Origin of the sequence: Salinicola corii (assembly GCF_008298015.1) — a bacterium.
Lineage (GTDB): Bacteria > Pseudomonadota > Gammaproteobacteria > Pseudomonadales > Halomonadaceae > Salinicola > Salinicola corii.
Genome location: NZ_VTPX01000009.1, coordinates 42,043 through 67,517 on the forward strand (window position 1 = coordinate 42,043; position 25,475 = coordinate 67,517).

Annotated in this window: 25 protein-coding genes; 17 read left to right on the plus strand and 8 right to left on the minus strand. The window is 63.2% G+C overall.

The genetic code is table 11. The features are described 5' to 3' along the window. Nucleotides 1-7: 7 nt before the first annotated feature. A complete protein-coding gene (locus F0A16_RS15275; RefSeq protein WP_149436269.1) occupies nt 8-1,495 on the minus strand; it encodes a RimK family protein in 1,488 nt (495 codons plus the stop codon). A 247-nt stretch (nt 1,496-1,742) separates the two neighbouring features. Between F0A16_RS15275 and F0A16_RS15280 the strand changes: the two genes are divergently transcribed. The 9 genes from F0A16_RS15280 (at nt 1,743) to F0A16_RS15320 (ending at nt 12,217) form a co-directional block, all read left to right on the plus strand. After that, on the plus strand, nt 1,743-2,228 hold the full coding sequence (locus F0A16_RS15280) for a GNAT family N-acetyltransferase (protein WP_149436270.1): 486 nt from the start codon (nt 1,743-1,745) through the stop codon (nt 2,226-2,228). Between the two features lie 44 nt (nt 2,229-2,272). Beyond that, nucleotides 2,273-2,758: a YajQ family cyclic di-GMP-binding protein gene (locus F0A16_RS15285; protein WP_149436271.1), complete on the plus strand. Its 486-nt coding sequence runs from the start codon at nt 2,273-2,275 to the stop codon at nt 2,756-2,758. Between the two features lie 339 nt (nt 2,759-3,097). Further along, nucleotides 3,098-6,100, plus strand: coding sequence for a xanthine dehydrogenase family protein molybdopterin-binding subunit (locus F0A16_RS15290; RefSeq protein ID WP_149436272.1), 3,003 nt, complete (start codon nt 3,098-3,100; stop codon nt 6,098-6,100). Then, the gene (locus F0A16_RS15295; RefSeq protein WP_149436273.1) at nt 6,097-6,945 is read left to right on the plus strand and encodes an FAD binding domain-containing protein; all 849 of its coding nucleotides are present in this window, start codon (nt 6,097-6,099) and stop codon (nt 6,943-6,945) included. Before F0A16_RS15290 ends, F0A16_RS15295 begins: the two co-directional genes overlap by 4 nt. Further along, nucleotides 6,926-7,432: a (2Fe-2S)-binding protein gene (locus F0A16_RS15300; RefSeq protein WP_149436274.1), complete on the plus strand. Its 507-nt coding sequence runs from the start codon at nt 6,926-6,928 to the stop codon at nt 7,430-7,432. Before F0A16_RS15295 ends, F0A16_RS15300 begins: the two co-directional genes overlap by 20 nt. Further along, nucleotides 7,432-8,961, plus strand: coding sequence for an AMP-binding protein (locus F0A16_RS15305; protein ID WP_149436275.1), 1,530 nt, complete (start codon nt 7,432-7,434; stop codon nt 8,959-8,961). The genes F0A16_RS15300 and F0A16_RS15305 overlap by 1 nt, the downstream gene beginning before the upstream one ends. 68 nt (nt 8,962-9,029) lie before the next feature. Then, complete coding sequence (locus F0A16_RS15310) at nt 9,030-9,833, plus strand: enoyl-CoA hydratase/isomerase family protein (RefSeq protein WP_149436276.1); 804 nt, start codon at nt 9,030-9,032, stop codon at nt 9,831-9,833. A 69-nt stretch (nt 9,834-9,902) separates the two neighbouring features. After that, nucleotides 9,903-11,186, plus strand: coding sequence for a benzoate/H(+) symporter BenE family transporter (locus tag F0A16_RS15315; protein ID WP_149436277.1), 1,284 nt, complete (start codon nt 9,903-9,905; stop codon nt 11,184-11,186). Nucleotides 11,187-11,365: 179 nt separating this feature from the next. Beyond that, entirely contained in the window at nt 11,366-12,217 is an 852-nt protein-coding gene (locus F0A16_RS15320) for a helix-turn-helix transcriptional regulator (protein WP_149436278.1), read from the plus strand. Between the two features lie 35 nt (nt 12,218-12,252). Here F0A16_RS15320 and F0A16_RS15325 read toward each other — a convergent pair whose 3' ends face one another. Beyond that, on the minus strand, nt 12,253-13,038 hold the full coding sequence (locus F0A16_RS15325) for a DODA-type extradiol aromatic ring-opening family dioxygenase (protein ID WP_187776040.1): 786 nt from the start codon (nt 13,036-13,038) through the stop codon (nt 12,253-12,255). A gap of 215 nt (nt 13,039-13,253) precedes the next feature. Between F0A16_RS15325 and F0A16_RS15330 the strand changes: the two genes are divergently transcribed. From F0A16_RS15330 to F0A16_RS15340, 3 genes are all read left to right on the plus strand, one after another. After that, entirely contained in the window at nt 13,254-13,664 is a 411-nt protein-coding gene (locus F0A16_RS15330; RefSeq protein ID WP_338100613.1) for a YbaN family protein, read from the plus strand. Between the two features lie 195 nt (nt 13,665-13,859). Further along, the gene (gene pepN, locus F0A16_RS15335) at nt 13,860-16,511 is read left to right on the plus strand and encodes an aminopeptidase N (RefSeq protein WP_149436281.1); all 2,652 of its coding nucleotides are present in this window, start codon (nt 13,860-13,862) and stop codon (nt 16,509-16,511) included. A gap of 100 nt (nt 16,512-16,611) precedes the next feature. Further along, nucleotides 16,612-17,811 (plus strand): MFS transporter, encoded by a 1,200-nt coding sequence (locus tag F0A16_RS15340; RefSeq protein ID WP_149436282.1) that lies wholly within the window; start codon nt 16,612-16,614, stop codon nt 17,809-17,811. A gap of 99 nt (nt 17,812-17,910) precedes the next feature. Here the strand turns inward: F0A16_RS15340 and aldA are convergent, their stop codons facing one another. From aldA to nfo, 3 genes are all read right to left on the minus strand, one after another. Next, nucleotides 17,911-19,386: an aldehyde dehydrogenase gene (gene aldA, locus F0A16_RS15345; protein ID WP_149436283.1), complete on the minus strand. Its 1,476-nt coding sequence runs from the start codon at nt 19,384-19,386 to the stop codon at nt 17,911-17,913. Nucleotides 19,387-19,562: 176 nt separating this feature from the next. Beyond that, a complete protein-coding gene (locus tag F0A16_RS15350; RefSeq protein ID WP_149436284.1) occupies nt 19,563-19,850 on the minus strand; it encodes a hypothetical protein in 288 nt (95 codons plus the stop codon). Nucleotides 19,851-19,872: 22 nt separating this feature from the next. Then, nucleotides 19,873-20,721, minus strand: coding sequence for a deoxyribonuclease IV (nfo, locus tag F0A16_RS15355; RefSeq protein WP_149436285.1), 849 nt, complete (start codon nt 20,719-20,721; stop codon nt 19,873-19,875). A gap of 189 nt (nt 20,722-20,910) precedes the next feature. Between nfo and F0A16_RS21790 the strand changes: the two genes are divergently transcribed. Both F0A16_RS21790 and F0A16_RS15360 read left to right on the plus strand, forming a co-directional pair. Beyond that, nucleotides 20,911-21,144 carry a hypothetical protein gene (locus tag F0A16_RS21790; RefSeq protein WP_187776041.1) on the plus strand — a complete coding sequence of 78 codons (234 nt, stop codon included), beginning with the start codon at nt 20,911-20,913 and terminating at the stop codon, nt 21,142-21,144. Then, nucleotides 21,096-21,545, plus strand: coding sequence for a methyl-accepting chemotaxis protein (locus tag F0A16_RS15360; RefSeq protein WP_187776042.1), 450 nt, complete (start codon nt 21,096-21,098; stop codon nt 21,543-21,545). The genes F0A16_RS21790 and F0A16_RS15360 overlap by 49 nt, the downstream gene beginning before the upstream one ends. A gap of 5 nt (nt 21,546-21,550) precedes the next feature. On the opposite strand, the gene F0A16_RS15365 is transcribed toward F0A16_RS15360, so the two are convergent. Beyond that, nucleotides 21,551-22,159 carry a hypothetical protein gene (locus F0A16_RS15365; protein ID WP_149436287.1) on the minus strand — a complete coding sequence of 203 codons (609 nt, stop codon included), beginning with the start codon at nt 22,157-22,159 and terminating at the stop codon, nt 21,551-21,553. 229 nt (nt 22,160-22,388) lie between these two features. On the opposite strand from F0A16_RS15365, the gene F0A16_RS15370 reads away from it, so the two are divergent. The 3 genes from F0A16_RS15370 (at nt 22,389) to F0A16_RS15375 (ending at nt 23,434) form a co-directional block, all read left to right on the plus strand. Continuing rightward, the gene (locus F0A16_RS15370) at nt 22,389-22,592 is read left to right on the plus strand and encodes a putative motility protein (protein ID WP_149436288.1); all 204 of its coding nucleotides are present in this window, start codon (nt 22,389-22,391) and stop codon (nt 22,590-22,592) included. Nucleotides 22,593-22,785: 193 nt separating this feature from the next. Then, nucleotides 22,786-23,172, plus strand: a complete 387-nt coding sequence (locus F0A16_RS21795) for a hypothetical protein (protein ID WP_187776048.1) — start codon at nt 22,786-22,788, stop codon at nt 23,170-23,172. Nucleotides 23,173-23,203: 31 nt separating this feature from the next. Then, nucleotides 23,204-23,434: a hypothetical protein gene (locus F0A16_RS15375; protein WP_239023852.1), complete on the plus strand. Its 231-nt coding sequence runs from the start codon at nt 23,204-23,206 to the stop codon at nt 23,432-23,434. A gap of 88 nt (nt 23,435-23,522) precedes the next feature. Here F0A16_RS15375 and F0A16_RS15380 read toward each other — a convergent pair whose 3' ends face one another. Continuing rightward, nucleotides 23,523-24,320, minus strand: coding sequence for an HpcH/HpaI aldolase family protein (locus F0A16_RS15380; protein ID WP_149436290.1), 798 nt, complete (start codon nt 24,318-24,320; stop codon nt 23,523-23,525). Between the two features lie 101 nt (nt 24,321-24,421). Further along, nucleotides 24,422-25,399, minus strand: coding sequence for a Bug family tripartite tricarboxylate transporter substrate binding protein (locus tag F0A16_RS15385; protein ID WP_149436291.1), 978 nt, complete (start codon nt 25,397-25,399; stop codon nt 24,422-24,424). Nucleotides 25,400-25,475: the final 76 nt, after the last annotated feature.

Here is a 25,475-nt window from a genome sequence, read left to right on the forward strand (position 1 = left end):
GGGAGCGTCAGCGCGGCTTGTGCTCGAGCTGGCGCTCCATGCGTTTCAGGAACACCGCCATCACCCGGTCGTAGAGCGTATCCTTCAGCACCGCGTCCTCCACCCCCGCGTCCAGATTGGGATTGTCGTTGACCTCGATGACCACGACGCGGTCGCCGATCTGCTTGAGATCGACCCCGTAGAGGCCGTTGCCGATCAGCCTGGTCGCCCGCAGCGCTGCCTTGACCACCGGTGGCGGCACTTCGGACAGATCGTGGGTGGTGAACCCTCCGCTACGCGTCTTGCCGCTGGAGTGGTCGTAGATCTGCCAGTGGCCGCGAGCCATGTAGTAGCGGCTGGCGAACAGCATCTGGCCGTCGAGCACGCCGATGCGCCAGTCGAAGTCGGTGGGCAGCCACTCCTGGAGCAGCAGCAGGGCGGAGGATTCGAACAGCTTGGGGGCCTCCGCGACCAGCTCCTCCCGCGATCGAATCTTGACCACGCCCTTGGAAAAGGCGCCGTCCGGCACCTTCAGCACCAGCGGATACTCCAGGTGGGCCAGCTTCTCGTCGAGCCGGTCCATGTCGCCGCGATACAGCAGCTGGCCACGGGGCGCGGGAATCTTGTGGGTGCCCAGCAGCTCGTGGAGAAAAATCTTGTTGGTGCAGCGCAGGATCGATTGCGGGTCGTCGATCACCACCAGCCCCTCGTGTTCGGCCTTCTTGGCCATGCGGTAGGTGTGGTGGTCCAGCCGGGTCGTCTCGCGGATGAACAGGGCGTCGAATTCGGCCAGCCGACCGGCGTCGCGATGCGTGATCAGATTGACATCGATGCCCAGCCGCCGGCCGGCGCGGATGAAACGCTTGATGGCTCCCCGGTTGCTGGGCGGCAACGCCTCTTGCGGATCGACCAGGATCGCCAGATCGAAACGGTAGCGACGGCGGGCGCGCGGTGTGCGCCAGACCCGGGTCGAATGACGGTTCAGCGCCGTCGCGAACAGATCCTCCTCGCCGGACTGCAGCGCGGTCAGTGCCAGCGGCTTGAGCCGCGCCAGCCGCCAGACGCTCTGGCGTCTCTCGAAGCGGGCTTCCAGCAATGGATGGGGCAGGCGCTCGAACAGCCTTCTAGCCAGACGCTGCAGCTCCGGCTCCCGGCACTCACCGAAGAACACGCGCAGGGTGAAGGCGTCGCCCGCCAGCACGCCGCGTTTGTTCAGTTCCATCAACAACGGATCGATGGCCGCCAGTTGCATGTCGATCAGGGCCTTGCGCGACAGCTGGTTGAGCGTCTCCACGCTGGGCAGGACGCGCTGGTCACGGGCCTGGGCCAGCAACGAGACGTAGTAGCCGGTCTCCAGGTAGTCGAGGTTGGCACACAGGTTGATGACGTGGGTGGCGTCATCCGCCGCCGCTGCGCCGTCCAGCGCCAGGAACGCGTCGGCGCTGATCAGATCCTCGGAAGGGTAGTAGGGTTGCCAGTCGGCAAGGCGGTCGACGACGATACGCAGGCGTGACATGAAATCGGTGGCTCCTTGTCCCGCGGTCTTCCGATGGGAAGCGGCGGTGATCGATACGGCAGGCGTCGGGGTTGCGGGGGAGACAGCATGCGACGACGGGAAGGCGGCGACAAGTCGTTGCCGGCGTGAAATAATTTCAGCATCGTCGGCGCTTGAAAGGCCCCTCTCGAGGCCCGCCGGCGCGGTTTCAGGGCGATGAAGGCCTGAAGACACTGAAATTCTAGATGAATCTGATGAGAGCGCACGCATGCTCCGCACGCTTCGTCGCGGCTTACCCGCCGACTGCGACGCCTTGTACCAACTGGAAGAGCGCTGCTTCGACAGTGATCGCTTCAGCCGCCGCCAACTGGCGCACCTGCTGACCCGCGCCAATGCCGTCAACCTGCTGGCCGTTGCCGAGGATCAGCGCGTCGTCGGCTACGGCACGCTGCTGTTTCGGCGCAACAGCGTCACGGCGCGGCTCTACTCCTTCTGTGTCGATCCGGCCGCTCGCGGCACCGGGCTGGGGCGGGAGTTGCTCCAGGCGCTGGAAGAGGCCGCACGGGAGCGCGGCAGCCAGCGCCTGCTGCTCGAGGTGCGTGCCGACAACCGTGTCGCGATGGGGCTCTATCGCCGGATGGGATTCATCGCCCATCGCTGGTTGGACGACTATTATGCCGATGGCTGCGCCGCCTGGCAGATGGACAAGCGACTCGACGCTCCCGGGACGCCCGATACGGCGTCAGCCGACTGACCCTCGCCGCATCTGCGGTGGATTTTTTACTGAGGACTATCCCCATGCCGTCTTTCGATATCGTCTCCGAATTCGATCGCCATGAAGCGACCAACGCCGTCGACCAGGCGAACCGCGAGATACAGACCCGCTTCGATTTTCGCGGCGTCGATGCCAGCTTCTCGCTGGAGGGCGAGACCGTGTCGATCGAGGCGGACGCCGAGTTCCAACTTCAGCAGATGATCGATGTGCTGCGCAACAAGCTGATCGCCCGCGGGATCGACCCGCGCTGCATGGAGATCGAGGACGCCCAGACCTCCGGGGTCAAGGCGCGCCAGCAGGTCAAGCTCAAGCAGGGCCTGGAACAGCCCGACGCCAAGGCGATCGTCAAGCTGCTGAAAGACTCGAAGCTCAAGGTGCAGCCGGCGATCCAGGGCGACAAGGTCCGCGTCAGCGGCAAGAAGCGCGACGACCTGCAGCAGGCGATCGCGTTGCTCAAGGGAGAGCAGGGTCCCGACTTGCCGCTGCAGTACGACAACTTTCGGGAGTGAGTTCTTTCTCGCCTTCGCCTGTATCCGCAGAGATCATCGCTTCTCGCTGATTGGGCTCGGCGGAGCCGATCACTACCCTCCCGGGCCTGCTCCCCCACGCAGGCCCGTTTCTCTCATCGCCTATCTCCCAGGCTCCATTCCTTTACGCGACTTCAGATTCAAGATCGAAGCGCTCGCCGGTTTCGAGTGGTAGCCATCTTTAGACCTTGGTCTTGAAATCAGACTCAGCGGTAAACCGCCCGACTCTGCGGCTAAATTCCGTATCGACCGGCAATGCATCGAAATCCCCCTCGATCATAGACTCCTCGGCACAGGTTCACGCCCACCGAGGGGGCTTCGATGAATTCAGCAGCACCGCTTCATCATCAGCAGTCGCGCTCCTACGTCGGCAAGCGTCAACCGCGTGTCGAAGACGAGGCGTTATTACGAGGCCTAGGGCGCTACGCTGACGATCTCGCCGTCCCGCCGGGAACACTGCATGCGGCGGTCGTTCGGTCGCCCCATGCGCACGCCAGAATCCAGCGGGTCGCGATAGAGGCTGCCTTGCAGATACCGGGCGTGCGAGGTGTGCTGACGGGAGAAGACGTCAAACGCTGGGCAGCGCCATTTCCCGTGGGAGTCCGTCAGCCCATGGAGCACTGGTGTCTGGCGGTCGACAAGGTTCGCTACGTCGGTGAACCGGTGGCGGTGATCATCGCCGAGGATCGTTATCTGGCCGAGGATGTGCTGGATGCCGTCGAGGTCGAATACGACGTTCTTGGCGTCTCCATCGATCCCGAAATGGCCACTAACGATGACGCCAGCGTACTGCACGAGGCCGTCGGCAGTAACGTCGTCAATGATCGTTATTTCAATTATGGCGATGCGGATACCGCTTTCGAGCAGGCAGCGCACAGACTTTCCCTCAAGGTGCGCTACCCCCGTAGTGCCTGCACGCCGATCGAGTGCTACGTCGTTCTGGGCCAGTACGATCCCGCTGAGGGTGGCTACGACGTCATGGCCAACTTCCAGGGGCCCTACGCGATTCATTCGGTGATGGCGCGCGCCCTGCAAGTGCCCGCCAATCGTCTGCGACTGCGTACGCCGCCGGATTCCGGCGGCAGTTTCGGGATCAAGCAGGGCGTCTTTCCTTATGTCGTGATGATGGGGCTGGCGGCACGCAAGGTCGGGGCGCCAGTGAAGTGGGTCGAGGATCGGCTCGAGCATTTGCAGGGCGCATCGTCGGCCACCAACCGAGTCACCACGATTGAAGCGGCCTTTGCGAGCGACGGGCGGGTCTCGGCCTTGCGTTTCGATCAGCTCGATGATTGCGGCGCCTATCTAAGGGCCCCGGAGCCTGCCACCACCTATCGAATGCACGGCAATCTCACTGGCGCTTACGACATTCATCACCTCCAGGTTCGCAATCGTATCGTCATGACCAACAAGATGCCGACCGGCCTCAATCGTGGGTTCGGCGGGCCTCAGGTCTACTTTGCACTGGAGCGACTGATGCAGCGTATTGCCGTGACGCTGGATCTTGACCCGCTCGATGTGATTCGTCGCAACTTGGTGCCCACCGAGGCTTTTCCCTATCGCTGCGCCGCCGGGGCGCTGCTGGATTCCGGTGATTATCGACGCGGCATCGAACTTGGTGTCGAGCAGGGCGGCCTCGAAGAGTTGCGCCAGCGTCGGGAGTCTGCCCGTCGCGAAGGTCGCCATTACGGAATCGGCTATACGGTGGCCGTGGAGCCGTCGATCTCCAACATGGGTTACATCACCATGGCGCAGACGCCGGAGGAGCGGCGCCGTGCCGGGCCCAAGAACGGCGCGGTGAGTACCGCCACCATCAGTGTCGACCCGCTGGGTAGCGTCAGCGTCCACGTCTCTTCCACGCCCCAAGGTCAGGGGCATCGAACCGTCGCGGCCCAGGTGGTCGCCGACGTGTTGGGAATTTCCCTCGAGAGCATCCGCGTCGATGTAGAGCTCGATACCGGCAAGGATGCCTGGTCGATCGCCTCGGGCAACTATTCCAGTCGTTTTGCCGGTGCGGTGGCTGGCGCCGTCCATAACGCGGCGCTCAAGATTCGTGCGCGTCTGGACGCCATCGCCGCGCAACAGTGGCAGGTGTCGGTCGAGGACATCCGCTTCGGTGAAGGGCGAATCTATACCGCCGACGGTGTCCACGCCACGTCATTTCAGCGTCTCGCCGGCGCGACTCACTGGGCGCCGGGAACGCTGCCTGAAGGTGAAACGGGCGGATTGCGCGAAACCGCCTTCTGGACGCCGGCCGAACTGACGGCGCCCGATGACGACGAGCGTATCAACAGCTCGCTCTGCTACGGCTTCATTTTCGATTATTGCGGCGTGGAGCTCGATTCGCTTACCGGTCGCGTGACGATCGACCGCTACGTCACGCTGCATGACGCCGGACGCATGCTCAATCCGCAGCTGGTGGACGGGCAGGTGCGCGGCGCTTTCGCTCAGGCGGTGGGTGCCGCGCTCTACGAGGTCTTCCATTACAACGAGGATGGCAGCTTTGCCTCGGGCACGCTGGCCGATTACCTGATCCCCACCACCGTTGAAGTGCCGGATCCGACCATTCTGCACATGGAAACGCCCTCCCCATTCACGCCGCTGGGGGCGAAAGGCGTCGGTGAAGGCAACAACATGAGTACGCCGGTGTGCATTGCCAACGCGGTAGCAGATGCGCTGGGTGACGCGGTCGAACCGGGGGCCATCGAGCTGCCGTTGACGCCATCGAAAGTCCGCATGCTGATGGGGATCGAGGAACCGCCAAGGCCGGAAGGTGTGGCTGAAGAGAGCCCGCAGGCGTCGGCGGGTGGAGGTTCCAAGCTGAGCGCTAGTGACAGTGTCGAAATTCCCGCGTCGCCGCAGCAGGTTTTCGACAGCATTCTCGATCCCGACACGCTGAAAGCCATGATACCGGGCTGCCATTCTCTGGAGCTGACCGGCGACAACGCTTATCGCGCCGACGTCACCGTCGGTGTCGGCATGATCCGGGCCCGCTTCGATGCCCGCGTCGAATTGGCCGAACTCGAGCCACCGCACTCGCTGCGTCTCTCCGGTGCTGGCAAGAGCGGGATGGGCGATGCCGCTGGGGCGGCAAAAATTCGATTCAGCGAAATCGAAGGCGGCAAGACCCGCCTGGATTACGACTACGAGGTGACGGTGGGCGGCAAGATCGCTTCGGTGGGCGGACGCATGCTCTCCAGCGCCTCGAAGATGCTCATCGGTCAGATCTTCTCGCGGCTCTCGCAACGGTTGAGTGGCAGCACGAGCAAAAGATCGCTATGGCAACGATTGCGCGCTCTGACCGGCAAGCGCGGAGGTGACCAATGAAACCCGCTGCCTTCGATTACTACCGACCCACGACCCGTCGCGAGGCCATCGAGCAACTGGTCGAACGCGGGGAAGATGCTCGAATCATCGCCGGCGGCCAATCGCTGATGGCCGTACTCAACATGCGCCTGAGTCAGCCCCGGGTGCTGATCGACATCAGCGGCGTCGACGAGCTGCGTTATATCGAGCGACGCGACGGTTATCTTGCGGTAGGCGCCGCCACCACCCAGGCCGAACTGGCGGAGTACGCCGCACTCGCTGACGAAGTGCCGCTGCTGGCACAGATGCTGCCCTGGATCGGCCATTTCCAGACCCGCAATCGCGGCACCGTCTGCGGGTCCATCGCTCACGCCGACCCCAGTGCCGAGCTGCCGCTATGCCTCGCCACGCTGGGCGGTGAAGTGGTGCTGGAGACGAAGCGTGGTAAACCGCGTCGCGTGACCGGGGATGACTTCTTTCAGGGGATCTTGACCACCGCTCGACGTCCCCACGAGTTGATCACCGAAGTGCGCTTTCCGCTCAGCAAGGCAGGGCATCGCTATCGCTTCCAGGAGGTCGCCATGCGCCATGGTGATTTCGCCATCGTCGCCTTGGCCGTCGACATCGGCGAAACCGAATACCACCTCGGCGTGGGCGGTGTCGCCGACCGGCCCGTGGTGCGACGCATTCCCCGCGACGTCGATCTCGACGACGCCCTCAACACGTTGGCCTGGTCTCTCGAGGCGCAGGACGACATTCACGCCTCTGCCACTTACCGCCGTCACCTGGTACGAGAAATGGGACGGCGACTGATGACCGAAGAGATCGTCCAGGAGGAGACCGCCGATGTACGTCCGGCTCGATGAACGCTATCGCGTCACGCTAACGCTCAATGGTCGCGAGCGCAGTGCCTATGCCGAACCGCGCACGCAGCTGTGCGACTTCCTGCGGCACTCGCTCGGCGCTACCGGGACACACGTCGGATGTGAGCATGGCGTATGTGGCGCCTGCACCGTGATGGTCGACGGACGCGCCACACGATCGTGCCTGATGCTCGCCGTACAAGTCGAAGGCCGTCGTGTGGAAACGATCGAGTCGTTGGCAAAAGAGGGCGAGCTCAACGATCTGCAGCGCGCGTTTCGGGAACATCACGCGCTGCAATGCGGATTCTGCACGGCGGGGATACTAATGTCCTGCCACGAATTTCTGGGCCGCGTGACGGACCCGAGCGAAGCCGAGGTGCGCGACATGCTGTCGGGTCATCTCTGCCGCTGTACCGGTTACACCGGCATCGTCCAGGCCGTGCTGGCAGTGGCCCGGGCCAGACAGAACAACCGACAGGAGACACCCTAATGTTCGACCTTGGCCGCAGTTTTCTCGCAACGGTAGAACGACGTCCGCGGTCGATAGCGATCACGGATGGTGAGTTCCGGCGCAGCTACGCCGAATGGCTCGAGGATATCCAGAGCGTGGCACGCGGGCTGGAAGCATTGGGGCTGGGCCGTGGAGACCATCTGATCGTGGTAATGCAAAACCGTTGGCAGATGGCAACGCTGCACTGGGCCTGTCAGTTTGCCGGCATTATCGTCACCCCGATCAACTGGCGCTCGACGGACCGGGACGTGCGCTACTGTCTGGAAGACGCCGAGGCCCGTGGTGTCGCATTCGATGCCGCAGGCGCCGAGGCAGTTCTGGCCTGCGAGGAAGCCTACGCCATTTCTCGTATCGCGGTGGGCGGCTGCGGCGACGACGCGGCCGTGGCATTCGAGTCGCTGCTCGGCGGGCAGGGCGAGACGCTGTGTCGCGCTCGACCCCAAGATATCTCGCTGATGCTCTATACCTCGGGCACGAGCGGAAGGCCCAAGGGAGTACCGCGAACGCACCAAGCGGAGCGCGCTGCGGCGATGGCGCACGTGGCCCAGAATCTTTATCGCCACGACGAACGCACGCTAGGCGTCATGCCGCTCTATCACACCATGGGGGTACGTTCGCTGCTGTCGATGGCGCTGATCGATGGCGCCTTCGTCTGCGTGCCGCGCTTCGACCCGGAAGCCACATTGGAAGCGATCGAGCGCGATCGGGTGACCAACCTCTATCTCGTTCCCACGCTCTATCACATGCTGATCGAGCATCCGACCTTCCGAGCCGAGCGTGTGGCCAGCGTCGACAAGATCGGTTTCGCCGGGGCGGCGATGAGCGCCGGTCTGATGGCCCGCGTCGAAGCTGCGTTTGAGCCGAGTCTGTTCGTCAATCACTACGGCTGCTCCGAGATATACACGTTCACCATCGATCAACGAGCCAACCGCAAGCCGGGCTCCTCCGGTCGCGCCTCGCTCAATCAGCGCATCCGGGTGGTACCAGTCGATGCGGCATCCCCGGACGAAGTCCTGCCGGCGGGACAAGAGGGTGAAATCATCGCCGACCTGGCCGGAGACGAGGCTTTTTCGGGATATTGGCGGCGCCCCGAAGCCGACCAGAAGTCGCTCCGCGATGGGTGGTACTTCACCAGCGACATGGGCTACCTGGACGAGGACGGCGATCTGTTCGTCACCGGCCGTGTCGACGACCTGATCATCACCGGCGGCGAGAACGTCAGCCCCGCCGAGATCGAGAACGTGCTCTCGCTGCATCCGCAGGTCGAGGAAGTGGTGGTCGCCGGGCTGCCCGATGAGCAGTGGGGCCAAATCGTCACGGCGTTCGTCAAGGTGCGTGGCGCGGTGGACGAAAACGCTCTGAGCGAGCACTGCAACGAAGCTGGCCTCACACGCTTCAAACGCCCGCGCCGCTACATCTTCGTCGAAGACATTCCCAAATCCGCCGTTGGCAAGGTCCTGCGTCGCGTGCTCCTCGATGACCGCGCCGACTCCCTGGCCACCGACTAACTGTCGGTTCGCGTCCGATTCACGTTCGATCCGATCCACGACCGATTCAACCCAATCAAGGAACTGTCATGACTCAACCCGCGATCAAGGATTTTCTGGCTTCCGAGTTCGACGGCTTCGAGGTGCAAATCGATGCCGATCACGAGCGGGCCGATATTGTTCTCAATCGTCCGCCGCTCAACGTGATCGCCATGTCGCAGCGGGAGGTGCTGCGGCAGGTATTCGAGGCGCTCGACGCCCACGACGATGTGCGAGTCATCGTGTTGCGTGCCGAAGGAGAGCATTTCTCCAGCGGCGGTGACATCAAGGGGTTTCTGGAGGCTTCGCCAGAACATGTCTCCAAGCTGGCGTGGAACGTGGCGGCACCGGCACGGTGTGAGAAGCCGGTCATCGTCGCCAATCGCGGTTATACCTTCGGCGTCGGCTTCGAACTCTCGCTGGCGTGTGATTTCCGCCTCGCCTCCGAAACCACACGCTACGCCCTGCCCGAGCAGAACTTGGGCCAGATTCCGGGATCCGGCGGCTCCGCTCGACTGCAGAAGATCATCGGCATTACCCGCACCAAACACATGGTCATGCGCGCCAAGCGCATTACCGGGGCGCAGGCTCTGGAATGGGGTATCGCTACCGAATGCGTACCGGATGATCAGCTGGAAGCCGCCACCCGCTCGCTGGTCGAGGAGTTGCGTCGCTTTTCGCCGCTGGCACAGCGCACCGCCAAGAAGCTGATCAACGACAACGAAGATTCGCCGCTGTCGGTTGCCATCGAGATGGAAGGCCACTGCTACAGCCGTCTGCGCAGCTCGAACGACTTCCGCGAAGGGGTCGAAGCCTTTCATGCCAAACGCAAGGCGGTGTTCCGCGGGGAGTAAATTCGGCGACCGCTGAACGCTCACCAGCAACGACACGATAACTAGAAAACGATAACGAGGAGTCACGCCATGTCTCAAAAAGATACCCGGGCTGCGTTGCCGGGAGGAGACCGTATCCATTGGGGGAAAGACCTGCGTTCGGCTCTTTCCTTCAAGTCCATCAGTACCGGAATCGTTGCAGCGCTGTTCGGTTGCTCGGGACCCGCGCTGATCGTGATCAGTGCGGCGAACGCGGGACATTTGACCAATGGGCAGACGGTGGCGTGGCTATTTGCGGTCTATTTTCTCGGCGGTCTGATCAGCTTGATCATGGCGCTTAGATATCGCCAACCCATTACGGGAGCCTATTCCATCCCGGGGGCGGCGATCATGAGCGTCGCGCTGGTAACGATACCGTTCGCCGAGGCGGTCGGAGCGTTCATCTTGAGTGGCCTCATCGTGCTTCTGCTGGGCCTCAGCGGCTGGGTAGGGCGCATCATGCGCTGGCTGCCCATGCCGATCGTCATGGCGATGATCGCCGGGGCGTTGATTCGCTTCGGCGTCGGGGCCGTCGACTCGGTGGGCGCCGCGCCGCTGATTGCCGGAATGGCGCTCGTTGCCTTCTTTCTGACATCACGCTTTTTGAAGTCCGTTCCCCCGGTACTGGTCGCTGCGGTAGTGGGCTTTCTGATGGCCTATTTCACGGGTGCCATCCAGACCGGCGGCGTAGATATCGCGATGGTGGCCCCACAGTTCACCTGGCCGAATTTCTCGTTCGATGCCTTCGTGGCGATATCGATCCCGCTGGCAGCGCTGGTGCTTGGGGCGGAAAACGCCCAGGCGACGGGGGTCTTGCTAGCCGAGGGATATCGGCCGCCGGTCAACGCGATGACGATCATCAGCGGCATCGGCGGCATTGTGGCCGGGCTGCTCGGCGGGCACAACGCCAACATTGCCGGACCGATGACGGCGATCTGCGCCTCCGATCAAGCCGGCGCCGACCGTGAAAAGCGTTATGGCGCGACGCTGGTCAATGGCGTGCTGTTTTGCGCCTTCGGGTTGTTCGCGGGCGGTGCGGTGCCGCTGATCATGGCGCTGCCCAAGGCGTTGATTGCCAGTGTTGCCGGTGTGGCGATGATCGGTGTGCTGCTGGCGGCTTTCCAGCAAGCCTTCAACAAACAGGCCGGTTATCAGATCGGGGCCTTCGTGGCGCTGGTGGTGGCGATGAGCAAATTGAGTTTATTGGGGATCAGTTCGCCATTCTGGGCACTGGTCGCTGGCATCGTGGTATCGGCAATATTGCGCGAGGCCCCCGTCGATGGCGTATCGGCAACGCCGGGCGAGAAGGCTCCTGTCGACGGCAGCCGGGTCTAGGCGGTGCATCGGTGACAGGCAGGCGCGGTGGTACCTGGCGAGATCGGGATGGCGTGACGTCAGGTAATCATCGCTTCGTGAGCGGTTTCATCTTTGGTCCAATGCCACCGTTGGATCGGCTTCGGAATGATATTGTGGGCTGTTGGCCATCAACATAATCGGGATGACCGAGAGGCACTATGTCGAATGCTTATCGAATCTTTCATGGGGGGTTCGGACGAATCGCCTTGTTGGATATGGACGAGCCGCTGGTGCCTCATGCCCATTCCGAGTGTCACGTCCTCATCAAGGCCACCGGGCAGAACACCTATTTCTCGGTGCGCGGGCGTCGACTACCGCTCACCGATGACACCGCCGTGCTCGTCAACGCCTGGGAACCTCACTATTACGACCACCAAGCCGGCGTATCCGAGAGCGTGATCCTGGCACTGTATATCGAACCACGCTGGCTCGCGGCGCTTCAAACGGATCTCTCGACCAGCGCTCGCCCCGATTTTTTCGCGCAGCCGTGTATCGAACTGACCCCCCACATGCGTCGTCAGGCGGATATCCTGATCGGCGAGATGCTCGGGTTTGGGCCGATGCCCCGGGAAAAAATGGAGAGCCTGCTGTTTGATCTCTTGATATCGATCGTCGAAAAGCACTCCGATTGGCATCATCTGGCCAGATTGAAGGCGGGTACTGCGGGCGATTTCTACGACGTCCGTATACGACGAGGCATCGGGCTCATTCTCGAATCCGCGCCGGGCGAGCTGGATCTCGATGTGATTGCTCGACAGTGTGGACTATCACGCGCGCATTTCTTCTCGCTGTTCAAGAAAACCACGGGGATGACCCCCCAAATGCTGGCCAACATGGGGCGCATGAGTTCGGCGTTTCAGTGGCTGGCCGATAACCGCCAAGGCTCTCTGGGCAATCTGGCTCAGGAGCTGGGCTTCTCCGAGCAGGGGCATTTCACACGCTTCTTTCGTCGTCACATCGGTGCGGCGCCGAGTCAGTATCAGCGCGTCATGGATAATTACTCACCCTGAAACGGGTCTTGAAGCATGGAAACACGAGATGGAGTTCAGGCAGCGACAGCCTCGCTACCCAGCGCCAGCATGCTCAGATTGCCGAACATGAAGCTCTCGTGAAGAGGCCGAAGCGGTCGGCCCTCCATGGCACCCACGCACATCAGCAACGGCAGGAAGTGCTCGGGCGTCGGGTGCGCGTAGCGGGCGTTCGGCGCATCCCGCCACGCTTTCATCGCGTCGAGATCGCCGCGTGCGGCGACGTCGATGACCCAGTCGTGAAACTGCCTGGCCCAGGTATCCGGCGCATCGTGGATGAAGTGCCGGGCGCCGAGGTTGTGGGTGGCGGCACCGGAGCCGATCAGCATCAGGTCGTTCGCTTCCGCCCAGCGGCCCAGCGAGGCGGCGATCTCGAGCTGCATGGCGGCGCCGGCCCCCATTGGCACGCTGACCGGGATCAGCGGGACCTCGGCCTGCGGCCACAGCAGCGAAAGTGGTGACCAGATGCCGTGGTCCAGCGCCCGCTTGGGATCCAGGAGCGTATCGATCCCGTTGTCATTGAGCTCGGCTGCCAACGATCCGGCCATCTCGGGCAAGCCGCGAGCCGGGTAATGCATCTGATAGAGGGCATCGGCAAAGCCGTGGAAGTCGTGCCAGGTAGCGGGCGTCGCTGCACTGCCCAGCACCAGCCCCGGCGCTTCGAAATGCGCCGAGATCACCAGCGCTGCCGAGGGCTTGGGCAACCGCTCGCCGAGGTCGGCCAGGAAGGCGCGGGCCGGGTGGTCGGTCAGGCTGAGGTCCGGGGAGCCGTGGGAGAGATAGAGCACCTGGCGCGTCGTCATGGCAGTCGCTTCCGTGAAAATGGGCATTACCGACAGCCTACGCCGAAGACCGGGCCACACTAGCCGTCTCCAGGCGAACGGACGGTTTCGCTATCGTCAACATTGGCGTTTTCCATCGACGGAGATTGGAGGGCAGGGAGGAGGCTGGTTTACACTACCGGAACCAGCGTCCTCTTCGGGCGGCGCCTCGATCCATCGCAGTGGGGATGTCCGGCATGCGTAATGCCATCTATGTCACCTTGGCCGCCATCAGCTTTGCGCTGGGCGTGATCGGTCTGTTCCTGCCGGTAATGCCGACCACCTGTTTCATGCTCGCAGCGGTGTGGCTGGCGTCGCGAGGTTCTCCGCGCTTTGCCAACTGGATTCGCAACCATCCGCGCTTCGGCCCGCCGATCCAGTCGTGGGAACGCGAGCGTGCCATCCCCAGGCACGCCAAGATCATGGCCGTGATCATGCTCGGTGTCTCGTGTGCGATCATCGCCTTCACCGTCTCCCTCTGGCCGCTCAAGGTCGGCCTGATCGTGGGTCTGGCGGGGCTGGCGCTCTGGATTGTGACGCGGCCCTTGCCGAGCCTGCAGTGTCCGGTGCGTGGGGTGTGGTCGGAAGAGGCCTCCGAGCGCCGCTGAGCCCCGGGGCCGGTATCCGCGTCTCTCTTCTCCTCCCTTCTTTGCTTTACATCCCGCCCGTCTTCTCCGGGCGCGATCCTGATTCGATATCGTTCCGGTCACGCGGGTAGAATGGTGCTCGATCGTCGGGCGGCGGGCCCGTTTTCGGATTCGACCCGCCGTCGCGACCTGCCCACTTCCACAAGGAGCGTTGTCATGTCTGGGATGCAAGCGACCTATCTCAAGGACTATCTGCCGCCGGCGTACCGCGTCACGCACACCGAGCTCACCTTCGATCTCGCGCCGTCCGCTACCCGGGTCAAGGCGCGCTTGCATATGGAACGCCATCCCGATCGCGAGCCCGATGACAAGGAGACCGGCCTGCCGTTGGAACTGGCCGGTGGCGAGCTCGAGCTGATCCGTATCGCCATCGACGGCCAGACGCTGGAGCCGGGGGAGTTCGAGGTCGGCGACGGCAAGCTGACCGTCGCCACCGTACCGGAGCGCTTCCTGCTCGATACCGAGGTCGAGATCGATCCCGACGCCAATACCGCACTGGAGGGGCTGTATCGCTCCAATGGCATGTTCTGCACCCAGTGCGAGCCGGAAGGGTTTCGCCGTATCACCTATTACCCCGATCGTCCGGACGTGATGGCGACGTTCTCGACCACGGTGATCGGCGACCGCGATTCGCTGCCGGTGCTGCTCTCCAACGGCAATCCGGTGGAGAAGGGCGAGCTGCCCAACAATCGCCACTTCGTGACCTGGGAAGACCCGCACCCCAAGCCCAGCTACCTGTTCGCGCTGGTCGCCGGCAGCCTGGAGAAGGTCGAGGACCACTACACCACCATGAGCGGCCGCGATGTGCTGCTGCAGATCTGGGTCGAGCCGGAGAACCTCGACAAGACCGAGCACGCCATGGCCTCGCTCAAGCGCTCCATGCAGTGGGACGAAGAGACCTACGGTCGCGAGTACGATCTCGACCGCTTCATGATCGTCGCCGTCAACGACTTCAACATGGGGGCGATGGAGAACAAGGGGCTCAACATCTTCAACTCGGCGGCGGTGCTGACCCATCCGCAGACCGCCAACGACGCGACCTTCCAGCGGGTGGAGGGGATCGTCGCCCATGAATACTTCCATAACTGGTCGGGCAACCGGGTCACCTGCCGCGACTGGTTCCAGCTCTCGCTGAAGGAAGGCTTCACCGTCTTCCGCGACCAGACCTTCTCCGCCGATGTCAATTCGGCCGCGGTCAAGCGGATCGAGGACGTCTCGTTCTTCCGTACCGCCCAGTTCGCCGAGGACGCCGGACCCACCGCCCATCCCGTCCGTCCCGATCACTACATCGAGATATCCAACTTCTACACCCTGACGATCTACGAGAAGGGCGCGGAACTGGTGCGCATGCTGCGCCACCTGCTGGGATGGGAGGATTTCCGCCGCGGCAGCGATCTCTACTTCGAGCGCTTCGACGGCCAGGCGGTGACGATCGAGGACTTCGTCGCCTGCATGGCGGAAGTGTCCGGCCTCGACCTCGAGCAGTTCCTGCGCTGGTACTCGCAGGCAGGAACGCCGGAGGTGGACGCCCATGGCGAGTACGATTACGCCAACTGCGAATATCGTCTGCGCCTGTCGCAGCGCACTCCGGCGACGCCGGGACAGACCGGCAAGCTGCCGCTCCACATTCCGGTTCGCATGGGCCTGGTGGGGACCAAGTCCGGCCACGACCTGACCCTGACGCTGGACGGTGAAAAACGGGGCAAGGATGCCGTCATTCATCTGCGCGAAGCCGAGCAGACGTTCGTCTTCACCGACGTCGAGGAGGCGCCGGTGCCGTCGTTGCTGCGCGGGTTCTCGGCACCGGTGAAGCTGCGCTATCCCTACTCCCGCGAGGAGCTGGCGTTCCTGCTGACCCACGACTCCGACGGTTTCAATCGCTGGGATGCCGGTCAGCGTCTGACCATGCTGGCGCTGGACGACCTGATCGCCGCGCATCGGAACGGCGTCGAGAAGGTGATGGACGTGCGCCTGGTCGAGGCGTATCGCAGCTTGCTCAACGAGCCCGGTGACGACAAGGCCGTGCTGGCGGAAATGCTGACGCTGCCGTCGGAGGCGTACATCGCCGAACAGCAGCCGATGGTCGATGTCGACGCCATCCATGCCGCCCGCGAGTTCGTGCGCCAGTCGCTGGCCTGGCAACTGCGCGACGACTTTCTCGCCATCTACCGTGACAACCTGAGTGACGAGCCCTACGCGCCGACGCCGGAGCAGATCGCGAGCCGTCGCCTCAAGAACGTCGCCCTGGCCTACCTGATGAGTATCGAGGACGACGAAGCCATCGGCCTCACGCAGCAGCAACTGGAGCGGGGCGCCAACATGACCGACGTCCGCGCCGCGTTGACGCTGCTGGCACACAGCGACCGCACCGATCTGGCCGAGCCGGCACTCAAGGCATTCGGTGAGAAATGGGCTCACGATCCGCTGGTGATGGATCAATGGTTCACGATCCAGGTCACCCGTCCCCAGGCCGACGTGCTCGATCGCGTGCGCTTCTTGATGGGGCATCCGCTGTTCTCGATGAAGAACCCCAACAAGGTGCGCGCGTTGATCGGCGCCTTCGCCCAGAACCGGGTCAATTTCCACCGACTCGATGGCGAGGGTTACAAGTTGCTGGCGGACGTCGTGATCGAACTCAATCGACTCAACCCGGAGATCGCCGCGCGCATCATCACCCCATTGACCCGCTGGCAGCGCTTCGACGAGCAGCGTCAGGCGTTGATGAAGGCCGAGCTCGAGCGCATTCGTGCCGAGAAACTCTCGCCCAACGTCTATGAGATGGTGGAACGCGCGCTGGCGGATGCCTGATGACGGCTCTCGCCTGGTCGATTCCGGTCGCGCCCGGCGAGCGGCGCCGCGGCTTGGCGGTTGCCGCCGGTAATAGGAACCTGGGGGGAGCGTCCGGCGCATGACATCGTCCAACCGACATTTCTTCGTTTCGCTGCTGCTGTCGCGACTGGCGGACCAGATGCTGCTGTTTCTGGTACCGCTGGTGATCTATCGGTTGACCGGCAGTGTCGCCTGGTCGGGGCTGGCGTTCTTCTTCGAGACCCTGCCACGGTTTCTGGCTTTTCCGCTGTGCGGTCAGCTCTGCGACCGTCATCGCAACGATCGGTTGCTGCGGTCGAGCCAGCGCTGGCGCATGGCGACATGCATCGCGGCGATCCTGGGCTATCTGGCGGTACCCCATGTGGCATGGTTGATCGGCCTGTCGGCGCTGGTCGGCGTATTGTCGACCCAGGGCGTCATGGCGCGAGAGATGCTGTTGGTGCAGGCCTTCGGCGCAACCCGCTACGAGCGACTCGTCTCCCACGCTCAACTGTTCGATCAGGTGGGGACGGTACTTGGCCCGCTGGTGGCGGCGGCGCTATTGGCGCGGCTCGAGTGGGAGACGGTGGTGGTGGTGATCGCGCTCGGGTTCGCGCTGAGCGATTTCGCGGTGTGGCGCTGGCAGCGTGGGGCTCGGCCCGAGCTTCCGGTGCCGCGATCGGATTCGCCCAACGGGTATCGGGCGCTGCTGATCGCCGGCCGTCATCTACGCACCAGTCCCGCCTTGCCGGCCTCGATTGGACTGGCGATGGCCGTCAACCTGCTGCTGGGAACGCTATTGGCAACGGCGCCCGCCGTTGTCACCGGCGTTCAGAGCCACGGCGAAATATACTATGGCGTGCTGCAGGCCGGCGGCGCGCTGGCCACGGTGTTGGTGTTGCTGTTCACGGCAAGGTCGCTGATACCGGCGGACCGGCTGGGGCTGTTGGCCTATGCGGCGATGGCGCTGGGCGGGCTGATGGCGAGCGTGACCGCGATCTCGTCGCTCTACGCCCTCGGATTCCTGCTGGTGATCGGCTTCGACAAGATGTTCAGCGTCTCGATTCGCAGCCTGCGCCGTCGGGTCATCCCATCGGAAGACTTCGGCAAGACGACGGGGCTGGTGGTGATGCTCAACAACCTCACCCAGCCGCTGGGCGGGCTGCTCGTCAGCGCGACGGCCGGTTTTCTGGCGACGGGTTCGATCCTGCTGGGCGTGGCGCTCGTCATGATCGCCACCGGGGTGTTCATTCTGTGGTGCTATCGCGACCACGTGCTGCCGTCGCTTGGGCAGTGCTAGCAGAGCGATAGGCCGGTAACGACAACGGACCGCCACTGGCGGCCCGTCATGGGGAAGGTCGGAAAACGGCGACGATTCACTCAAAGGGCGGCATGGGCGTCAGGAATAGTGTACGTACATCGTCTTGCTCTTGACGTAGGCTTCCAGCCCGTACTTGCCGTCTTCGCCGCCAAGGCCGCTGTTGCGATACCCCTTGTGAAAGCCCTGGACTGATTCGCCGCCGCCGCGGTTGACGTAGATCTCGCCGAAATCGAGCTCCCGGGTCAGCGCCATCAGGTGCTTCACGTTCTGGGTGAACACATAGGCGGATAGGCCGTACTCCGAGGCGTTGGCGTACGCCATCGCCTGCTCGAAGCCGTCGACCTTCATGATCGGCGCCACCGGCCCGAAGATCTCCTCCTTCATGATGTCCATGTCGTTGTCGACATCGGTCAGGATCGTCGGCGCGTAGTAGTTGCCCTTGTCGTAATCACCGCCGGTCAGTCGTTTGCCGCCCGTCAGCAAGCGCGCGCCCTGGCTCTGGGCGTGTTCGACCATGTCATGGATCTTGTCGAGCTCTTTCGCGTTGATCTTCGGCCCCATGTCGACGTCCTTGTCGGTCAGCGGATTGCCGACCTTGAGCGCCTCGACGCGCTGCTTGAAGCGCTCCAGAAAGCGATCGTAGATGCCGGACTGCACGTACATCCGCTCGTTGCAGGTGCACACCTGGCCGCAGTTGTTGTAGCGCGAGGCGATGGCAGCGTCGACCGCCGGGTCGAGATCGGCGTCGTCGAGCACGATGAACGGCGCCTTGCCGCCCAGCTCGAGACGCACGATCTTGAGATGTTCGGCGGCGGCCTTGTTGATCTCGCGGCCGCCGCGCACGCTGCCGGTCATGCTGACCAGCTGGGTGATCGGGCTCTGGATCAGGTGATTGCCGATGTCTCGACCGCGACCGTTGACCAGGTTGACCACCCCGTCGGGAATACCGGCCTGACGCGCCAGTTCGACCAGCTCGAGCGCGGTCAGCGGGGTCTCTTCCGAAGGTTTGAGCACGATGGTGTTGCCCGCCGCCAGGGCCGGGCCGAGCTTGCGGCCGATCAGCGCCGCGGGGAAGTTCCAGGCGGTGATGCCGACCACCACGCCGTGCGGAACCTTCTGGATCCAGATCTGCTCGTCGGGGTCGTCCGCCGGGATGATGTCGCCCTCCAGCCGGCGCGTATTCTCGGCCGCGAAGCGGATCAGGTCGCAGCACATGCCCACGTCTGCATCGGATTCGGAGAGCGGTTTGCCTTGTTCGGTGGTGATCAGCCGGGCCAGGCGGTCCCGGTTCTCCTGGATCAGCTCCACCAGCCTGTAGAGGTGATCGGCGCGCTCGACGGCGGTCTTGCGTGACCAGGCGGGGAACGCATCCTGGGCTGCCTGGAGTGCTTGGTCGGCCAGCTTTTCATCGGCCAGTCGGGCCCGCGCAATGACCTCGCCGGTGGCGGGATTGAGCACGTCCAGCAGTTCGCCGTCACCGGTGAGCCATTGGCCGCCAATGAACTGGTTGTAGACGTCGACGCCGTCTTGCTGCGATTTGAGTGACTGACTCATCCTGATGTCTCCTTGTCTGACGCGACGACAGAACCTGTCGTCAATCGGTCACCGATCATTGTGACCTTGCGACCTCAAGGTGGTAGACGAAAGGGGGAATGACAAGGAGATCATGGGGGCCCAGGAGGAATAGGCATGTCTTCCCGACGATTGTTGCCATCGGGAAGACACCCGACTCAACGAATCAGCCAGCTCAGTATCAGCAGGCCCAGCAGCAGCCAGACGATGCCGCCGACGATGCCGCCGCGAACCAGTGAGCGGATGCCACTGACAAGCAGCAGCACGCCAATCACCAGCACGGCGATGCTGAAGACCGAATCGCTGATGCCCAGTGAGCCGGTCAATCCCTCGACGAAGCCGTCGAGTGCCTGCCACAGGCCGCCGAAAACGCCGTGCAGCCCATTGATCACGGCACGAATCACGTTGCCGATCGCTTCGCCGAGCCAGTTGAAGAATCCATCCATGGTGAGGTCTTGTCCTGAAAAGTTAATCGGCGTGCTGCTGATCGCGCAGCCACTGGATTTCGTCCGGCCAGATCGCCGGTTCGACGGTTTCCAGTATCAGCGGTATGTCATCGGTGCGGGGATCGCGCATTAATGCGGTGAACCCCGGCAGGCCGATATTGCCCTTGCCGAGGCTGTGGTGGCGGTCGACCCGACTGGCGAACTCGCTCTTGGCATCGTTGAGGTGCATGCCGCGCAGGTATTGAATGCCGACCACGCGCTCGAACTCGTCGAGCATTGCAGTGGCGTCCGCCTCGGTGCGCAGGTCATAGCCGGCGGCGAAGGCGTGACAGGTATCGATGCAGGCGCCCACGCGGGTCTTGTCGTCGACCTGTTCGATGATCTCGGCCAGTTGTTCGAACCTGAAGCCGAGATTCGAGCCCTGGCCGGCAGTGTTCTCGATCACCGCGACCACCGAGCGGGTCGCCGCATGGGTCTCGTTGATCGACTCCGCGATCCGGGCCAGACAGTCGCGCTCGCTGATCCGGTTGAGATGACTGCCGGGGTGGAAGTTGAGCAGTGTCAGCCCCAGCTGCTCGCAGCGCTGGCACTCGTCGATAAACGCCGCGCGGGACTTGGCCAGCCCCTCCGGGTCGGGATGGCCCAGGTTGATCAGGTAGCTGTCGTGGGGAAGTATCTGGGCCGGGCCGAAACCCTGCTCGCGACAGGCGCGCTTGAATGCCTCGATCGTACTCTCTTCCAGGGGCTTGGCCTTCCACTGGCGCTGATTCTTGGTGAACAGCGCAAAAGCGTTGGCGCCGATCTCGGTGGCGCGACTCACGGCCTGGTCGACACCGCCCGCGGCGCTGACGTGGGCTCCGATGGTTTTCATGAGGTCATCCAATCCTTGGGGCTCGCGCTCGCAGTGTAGCAGCCGCGCCAAGGCGGTGTCCCGCGGCGGGAAGGGGCCGACGAAAAGGGAGTGAAGTGTCGCTTCGGGATGCCGATAACTGTTCTGATCGGCATGCACGCTGACACCCGGTAATGGACCGGATCCGACAACAAGACCGTGAGAGACGCCATGGATTCATCTTCTTCGCCCAGGGACCTGCTGACCGGTGTCTATGTTCGTGCCAATCGTCTGATGGAGCTGCTGCTGATCGTCCTCTGCTTCGCGACACTGGGAATGGCCGCCGTTCACGACCTGTGGTGGCCTGCCCTGGTCGTGGGGTTGCCGGCCAGTATCCTACCCATCGTGATGATCCGGTGCTGGCCGACCGCAGCGCCGGGGCGTCCCGCGATATCAGGGCGCTGATCGGCGACTCCCGGCAGCAAGTCGTGAACGGTACCGCCAGGGCGGAAGACGTCGCGCATACCATGGCCGACATGCTTGCCCGGACGAACGATGTCGCTCGGCTGATCGACGGGATCAGCCGGGCCTGTTGCCGCCAGAGCGACGACATTGGCGAGGTCAACGCCGACCTGCGCGGGATCGGCCAGGATACCGAGGAGAACGGATCGCTGGTCGAGAGCGTCTCGCGTGCCTCGGAGCGACTGCGTCAGCAATCCTGCCTGCTGGATGAGGCGATCTCATCCTTCGACCTGGGGAAGACGATCGACGCGGCGGCATCGAGCCGGTCTTCGGCTGGAGCGGCCCCATCGGGGGGACGCGCGCTCCCTCGGGTGGCCGGCCGAGCGCCGGCGGCAGTGGGGTAGCCTGGCTATTTGCCGGTGAATGACAGCCCGTCGCTGATCGAGCGCAACCGTTTCATGGCCTCGTCGCTGGAGAACGGCGGCTGGCGTGGGGGATCGTAGACCTCGCCACGGGTGCCCTGCACGATCAGGTCGATGGCGTAGCATGTATCGTCCACCACGGCGCGATAACCTTCGGCATTCTGGAAGTGGCTCATGCCGGCGTCGCCAAGGGTGAAGCCGGTAAACGCCTCTCCCGCCATGGTGGTCTTCGAGGGCATGGCCTGGGCATTGGTGGGCAGGGTCAGGCAGTGGTCCACGGCCTCGGCATCATGGCTTGCGCCCAAGCGCCACAGGGCGGTCGCCACGTCGTCGGATTCGGGGAGTTCCAGCAGGATCAGGCGATCGCCGGGCGCGTCGTCCGACAGTTGCCAGCCGCCGTTGTCGAAATAGCTGGAGACCTCGCCATCGACGCGTGTCAGCGAGGCATCGTATTGGACCTCGAGCGGGTAATTCGCCGCGTGAAACGTCTCCTTGGAAGCGTCGGTATCCTGATTCGAAGCGTCACGCTGCTGGCAAGCACTCAAGGTAACGCCGGCACAGAGCGCGAGTGCGAGGGTAAACGGGAGTCTGGGCATCGATATATCCTTCGGATGGCAAACGCTTGGCTAGGTGACAACTGCGCCGTCAAGCGTAGACGATAGCGCCGTGATTTTCCCGGTGGGGTCGCCGCCCGCGATGCCTGCCCATGCCCGATGGCTAAAGTCGGTGTAGCGTCCGGCCGATAAGACCAATCGATGGACCGAAAGATCGAGAAACCGAAAGGTCGATGGCAACATGGCCTTTCTTCGGATCAAGGAGTTGGTGATGGATACTGCAGTCAATGCCACCGTCGGCACTGCGTTGGCACTACAGAACTTCAATCAGGACCAGCAAGTGCAGAATAGCCTGTTGAAAAAGTCGCTGGATGGGCAGGCATCACACATCGCGCAGTTGATGTCCTCGGTGTCACCGTCGCCGGAGCTGGCATCCTCCGGCAGCGTGGGAACGCAAATCAACACCTATGCCTGAAGCCTGCGCCCGGCTGGCGCTACCCAGCGCTAGCCGGGCGTCCGAAGGGCTGCCGAACCGTCGCGTTTCCGATCGGTCCCGGCGTGCCAGGCCACACCTGCACGCGTTACTCCGGTAACCACCTCGCTTTTCCCGTCGTGAGCTTCCATCCCGGCGCAACTCGAGGAATCTTGACCTATTTCCGTTTTGCCGGTTGACGCCGGCAGATGCCTCGTTTTTAATCAAAATGACCGGAGGGAATAAGTTTATTGCTTTCGGTAATTCGATAGCGGATGACGTTATCGAAGACTTCTCATCAACTTTCGGAAATCGTGATGAATTCCCATCGCCTGACCTGTTCACCGTTCTCCAATATCGCGCGCCTGCGCGGTATGCGAGCACGCTGTCGGTCGCGCGTCCTGGGGTGAATTTCATCATCGGCCGCGACACCCATCGCGGCCGAAAGACGACGAAAGTCCACTCTTTTTTACTGCGATTCGTGTCCGGCCTTCGCCAATCTGGAGATCGGATCAATGAAAATTTCAAATTCTTTCAATGCGTTATTGAAGCGTTTCGCGGCGAGTCGTCAGTGCCAGCGTGATTTGAGGGCCTTGAGGGGGTTGAACGACCATATGCTCGAGGACATCGGTCTGCGCCGGGAGGAGAACCAGATCGTTTCGGCTTTCCCGGTCTTCGATGAAAAAACGACGGTGGGAGGGAGTCGTGTTTTCAGCGAGTCCGAGCAGACCGCGAACTACCGAGAGACGGCGGACATGACTCGTGCAGTGGAAGCGATGCCGGGCGTCGAATCCCTCGCGGACAAGACCGTGATATGTCGATATTGCGGAGAACGATTGGCTTAGCCAAGCCCCGGCCACAGGATGTGGCCGGGGCTTTTTCGATGCCTCGATGCTTCGATGCCGTTGCCAACTCACGATCGAGTGGCGGGTTTCAGTACCCGAGGCTCGATTTCGGTTTTGGCGTCTCGGGCTTATAGCGCGAAATCGTCTCGATGGCGGCCTGACGTAGCAGCGAGATATCGATTCCCACGGCGATGAAGTCGAAGCCCCATTGCGCGTAGCGTCTGGCGTCTGCCTCGGCGGGGGCCAGGATGCCGGCGGCCTTGCCGGCGGCGTGGGTCGCCTCGAGGGTATGGCGAATCATCGCCTGCACGTCGGGATGGTTCGGATTGCCGGCGTGGCCGACCCCGGTGGACAGATCCACCGGCCCGACGAAGATGGCATCGACGCCCTCGGTCGCCGCTATCGCTTCGGCATTGTCGACGCCGGTCCGCGACTCCACCTGGACTATCAGGCAAAGCTCCTCATGGGCCCGTGCCAGGTAATCCTCGACGCTGTCCCACCGCGTGGCGCGGGTCAGGCCCCCACCGACGCCCCGGAATCCGTGTGGCGGGTAGCGGGTCGCGGCGACCAGTCTGGCGGCCTGCTCGGCGGTGTCGACCATCGGGATCATCAACGTCTGGGTGCCGACATCGAGCAGCTGCTTGATCAGGGCGGGGTCGTGGTTGACGGTACGCACGACCGGTGCGCTGGCATAGGGGGCCACGGCCTGCAACTGCGAGAGAATGGAGGGAACCGTGTTGGGCGCGTGTTCACCGTCGATCAGCAGCCAGTCGAACCCCGCAGTGGCGAGAATCTCGGTAGCATAGCCGGTACCGAAACCGGCCCAGCAGCCGTAGCGCGTATTGCCGTCGAGCGAGCGGTTGAATGGATTCCGTGGCAGCTCCATGCAGGTCACCTCTTGGGTATCTGAGACGGGAAATGAGAACGAGCCGGTATCGTCACGACGCCGGCCCGATCGGGTATCGAGAGCAGGGTGCGGGATATCCCTTAATGAGTCAGGCCCATCTCGCCCATGATCTTGCCAAATTTCTGGTCATCTTCGGCCATCAGCTGCGCGAAGCCATCGGCGTCTCGCCACACCACGCCGTAACCTTGCTTGGCCATGAAGTTTTGATAGGCATCGCTGTCGTAGGCTTTCTTGAGCGCCTCCTCGAGCGTGGCCACGATATCCTCGCTCATGCCCTTGGGACCGACGATGCCGCGCCACGCCCCCAGCGTGAAATCGCTGCCGATCTGTTCCTTGAAGGTCGGGACATCGGGAAAGCCCTCGAGTCGCTCGGGCGTCATGACGCCGAGGCTCTGGAGCTCGCCGGCATCGATCATCGATCGCGCCTCGGGAAGCGACGACGCCACCAGGTCGATGCTGTCGGAAGCCAGCTCGGTCATGGCCGGCGCGGAGCCCTGGCTGGGAATCCAGGTGATCTTGCCGGCGGCGATGCCCTGGTCCATCAGGAAGCCGTTGAGCGCGACGTGCCAGATGCCGCCCAGGCCAGTGCCCGACGCCGTATAGGTGCCTTGCGGGTCGTCCTTGACCTTCGTCACGAAGTCTTCGAGGTTCTCGAACGGGGAGTCGTCGGCAATCGAGAGGCTGGCGGAGTCGAAATTGACCTGAGCGATGGGGGTGAAGTCCTGGTAGGTGAAATCGGTCAGCCCCTGCCAGTGCATCATCGCCACCTCGACGGTGGCCAGGCCCAGGGTGTAGCCATCCGGCTTGGCGTTGGCGATCGCCGTATGGCCGACCACGCCACTACCCCCGGTACGGTTCTGCACGTTGATCGTCTGCCCGAGCTGTTGTTCCAGCGACGAGGCGATGATGCGCGCCGTGGCGTCGGTGCCCCCGCCGGCTGCCCAGGGGACGATCAGGGTGATCGGCTTTTCGGGATAGTCCGCCCATGCCAGCGGCGAGGCCAGGACGGCGGCGGACAGCAGCAGGCCGAGATGGCGGGGCGCGCTTGATCGTTTCATGGTGACCTCGCTAGGCGTGTCTTGTGGTTTTCAGGATGAACGGGTTTTCAAGATGAACTTTGCATGCAAAGTCTTA

Excerpts from the sequence above, each read along its gene's own strand:
- F0A16_RS15285 (WP_149436271.1), top strand. The coding sequence starts at position 2,273 with ATGCCGTCTTTCGATATCGTCTCCGAATTCGATCGCCATGAAGCGACC.
- F0A16_RS15330 (WP_338100613.1), top strand. The coding sequence starts at position 13,254 with ATGCGTAATGCCATCTATGTCACCTTGGCCGCCATCAGCTTTGCGCTG.
- aldA (WP_149436283.1), bottom strand. The coding sequence starts at position 19,386 with ATGAGTCAGTCACTCAAATCGCAGCAAGACGGCGTCGACGTCTACAAC.
- F0A16_RS15325 (WP_187776040.1), bottom strand. The coding sequence starts at position 13,038 with ATGACGACGCGCCAGGTGCTCTATCTCTCCCACGGCTCCCCGGACCTC.
- F0A16_RS15375 (WP_239023852.1), top strand. The coding sequence starts at position 23,204 with ATGCTCGAGGACATCGGTCTGCGCCGGGAGGAGAACCAGATCGTTTCG.
- F0A16_RS15370 (WP_149436288.1), top strand. The coding sequence starts at position 22,389 with ATGGATACTGCAGTCAATGCCACCGTCGGCACTGCGTTGGCACTACAG.
- F0A16_RS15280 (WP_149436270.1), top strand. The coding sequence starts at position 1,743 with ATGCTCCGCACGCTTCGTCGCGGCTTACCCGCCGACTGCGACGCCTTG.
- nfo (WP_149436285.1), bottom strand. The coding sequence starts at position 20,721 with ATGAAAACCATCGGAGCCCACGTCAGCGCCGCGGGCGGTGTCGACCAG.
- F0A16_RS15310 (WP_149436276.1), top strand. The coding sequence starts at position 9,030 with ATGACTCAACCCGCGATCAAGGATTTTCTGGCTTCCGAGTTCGACGGC.
- F0A16_RS15340 (WP_149436282.1), top strand. The coding sequence starts at position 16,612 with ATGACATCGTCCAACCGACATTTCTTCGTTTCGCTGCTGCTGTCGCGA.
- F0A16_RS15380 (WP_149436290.1), bottom strand. The coding sequence starts at position 24,320 with ATGGAGCTGCCACGGAATCCATTCAACCGCTCGCTCGACGGCAATACG.
- F0A16_RS15350 (WP_149436284.1), bottom strand. The coding sequence starts at position 19,850 with ATGGATGGATTCTTCAACTGGCTCGGCGAAGCGATCGGCAACGTGATT.
- F0A16_RS15290 (WP_149436272.1), top strand. The coding sequence starts at position 3,098 with ATGAATTCAGCAGCACCGCTTCATCATCAGCAGTCGCGCTCCTACGTC.
- F0A16_RS21790 (WP_187776041.1), top strand. The coding sequence starts at position 20,911 with ATGGATTCATCTTCTTCGCCCAGGGACCTGCTGACCGGTGTCTATGTT.
- F0A16_RS15365 (WP_149436287.1), bottom strand. The coding sequence starts at position 22,159 with ATGCCCAGACTCCCGTTTACCCTCGCACTCGCGCTCTGTGCCGGCGTT.
- F0A16_RS15300 (WP_149436274.1), top strand. The coding sequence starts at position 6,926 with ATGTACGTCCGGCTCGATGAACGCTATCGCGTCACGCTAACGCTCAAT.
- F0A16_RS15305 (WP_149436275.1), top strand. The coding sequence starts at position 7,432 with ATGTTCGACCTTGGCCGCAGTTTTCTCGCAACGGTAGAACGACGTCCG.
- F0A16_RS15385 (WP_149436291.1), bottom strand. The coding sequence starts at position 25,399 with ATGAAACGATCAAGCGCGCCCCGCCATCTCGGCCTGCTGCTGTCCGCC.
- pepN (WP_149436281.1), top strand. The coding sequence starts at position 13,860 with ATGTCTGGGATGCAAGCGACCTATCTCAAGGACTATCTGCCGCCGGCG.
- F0A16_RS15275 (WP_149436269.1), bottom strand. The coding sequence starts at position 1,495 with ATGTCACGCCTGCGTATCGTCGTCGACCGCCTTGCCGACTGGCAACCC.
- F0A16_RS15320 (WP_149436278.1), top strand. The coding sequence starts at position 11,366 with ATGTCGAATGCTTATCGAATCTTTCATGGGGGGTTCGGACGAATCGCC.
- F0A16_RS15315 (WP_149436277.1), top strand. The coding sequence starts at position 9,903 with ATGTCTCAAAAAGATACCCGGGCTGCGTTGCCGGGAGGAGACCGTATC.
- F0A16_RS15295 (WP_149436273.1), top strand. The coding sequence starts at position 6,097 with ATGAAACCCGCTGCCTTCGATTACTACCGACCCACGACCCGTCGCGAG.